General features: G+C 33.2%; 2 protein-coding genes. Both read right to left on the minus strand.

The features are described 5' to 3' along the window. Positions 1-573 precede the first annotated feature (573 nt). On the minus strand, positions 574-1,347 hold the full coding sequence (locus BMW63_RS17590; RefSeq protein ID WP_074724767.1) for an immunity 49 family protein: 774 nt from the start codon (positions 1,345-1,347) through the stop codon (positions 574-576). 1 nt (position 1,348) lies between these two features. Continuing rightward, a partial coding sequence (locus BMW63_RS17595; RefSeq protein ID WP_217643745.1) for a hypothetical protein occupies positions 1,349-2,085 on the minus strand: 737 nt, incomplete at its 5' end.

A 2,085-nucleotide genomic window follows, 5' to 3' on the forward strand; every position in this document is an offset into this window, starting at 1 on the left:
ACCGTAATTAGTGTTTTTTCGCCTTTTAATATTGCTTTTGCTTCTCCTACACCTATAAATAAACTGGCAACATTAAATATAATTTTACCATGATTATAACGCGCTTGATTATCAAAACCACCAGTTTCAACTCCATAAGCTTTAATACCTGTCCAAATGCCAGATGTAGCATTTGTGAATTTTTCCAGATTGGTAAATGTTGTATAAGCTATTTTTATTATTGCAAAAGCTTTTTCTCTTGTTTCAAAACATTCAGGCGTCCAAGCTCTGTAATTCCTAATATCTAAACAAGTGGTAAATTTATAAATATCAAATACAAAGTAAAGGCGAAGTCTCCCTACTTCGTACCCATTCCTATTTGCTATTGCAATATAACCAGGTTTCTATCACTAATCATAAAAAAGGACAACTCTCGCTGTGCTTTTTTGTTTATATGTTATTGTTTGCTCATTATTGTGGGTACGAAGTCAGAGACATTCGCACAGCAGTCCTTAGATTTTTAAGAACACTTCGCAGAGCTGGATTTATTTCTTGCCAATTTGGAAACTTATTCTTATCACAAAAGTTTCCATTTTAGATATTCTCTTTCAAAAAATCATAAGGGATTTCGTAATTATCCAATGGTTTTATGGGTAATAAATCTTTTGGCACTAACGGACTATTTACTTCAACCTCTATTCCTTTTCTCCAAGCGAGTTTTGCATAACCTAAAGCTGGCAACGAAATGTATTGATTTAATATTGGGTTGTCGTTTCGTTTTTTATGGATTTTGGGGCTTACTAATTTTGCTAAAACTTCTTCCATCTTGGCTTTATCTTCTGTGTGTAATGCTTTGTAAAACTCATAATCATCTTTTAATCCCTCCTCTTTTTTAGGGATTTTTGGAAGTGTTTTGGTTTCGATAATGTTTAGATTTCTTTCTACTCCGATATTATCATTTGCCATAAAAAACTGAACCGTATTACACCATATCGGTATCTCTCCAATGGCTACCATTTCGTCCATACTTAATTCGGCATTTACACCTCGTTGGTATCGCAATTTTGCATAGCGTTGGATTAAGGCTTCGTTGTCGCTTAATAGGACGTAGCTGATTGACCTAAACCCATAATCAAGTAAACGACTATTGAACCTGTTAATTTGTAATTCGTCAATAAATGCTGAAACAAAAAAATGGTGTTTCACATCTATTACATTATTGGCTTTGATGCCTTGAATCGCAAGTAGTAAATGGTAGTAATTAAAGTTGCCAATAAAACTTTTTAAGTCATTAAATTGTCTAATTTTTTCTATCCAGATATTTGATTGGAAAGTATCATTCTCTATTAATTCTTCTAATGTTAGCATATTAATAATTTCCTAATTTTAAAAAGTTGACTTCGCCAGCTGTTTTATCAACTGCGACAACATATTTTTGTATAAAGCTAGATTGATTGGAAAGAATAGTATTCGCTAATTTTGTCTTATCAACACCTAAATTTTTTAATTTTTCACGTGCGATATATTTTATCCAATCATCACTCATCTGTGCAGGCAAGCCAGTAGATGCTGGCGAATTTAGAACCACATTTCCTGCTTGTTTCATTTGTTTGCATTCGATAATTATTATTTCGCTTGGATTATCAATAGTACCTTTAATAAAAACATTATCGAAACCATTAGACCCAGCATCGCCAAAGTATTTTCCATCTACTTTTGTATAACCTTGAGATTGAAATATATCATCTACTAATGCTTCTGTTTTCGATCCACTTGCCACTCCATCAATGGCATTATCACCTTTAGCTAATATATCATCAAGTAAAGTTTTGGGTGTGCCAGATGTTGGTTTTATTTTATAAGCGTCCTCAAAAAGGGTTTTGCCTAAATTGGTATTATTTGCTCCTCCTGGGATTTTTGCCGTAAGGTTCTTAATTAAGGACAAATCGACCAAATACCCCGCCCCACTAACACTCAATCCAACTTTCCCTCCATCCTCAACAACTTCAATAGTTGCTTTTGAAACCACATTATCAGCATTCAAATATACACAATCTTCAATAGTTTCCAAAACAGTTCCTTTGATCATTGGAACTTCTATTTTTA

It is taken from the genome of Flavobacterium frigoris, from assembly GCF_900111075.1.
GTDB lineage: Bacteria > Bacteroidota > Bacteroidia > Flavobacteriales > Flavobacteriaceae > Flavobacterium > Flavobacterium frigoris.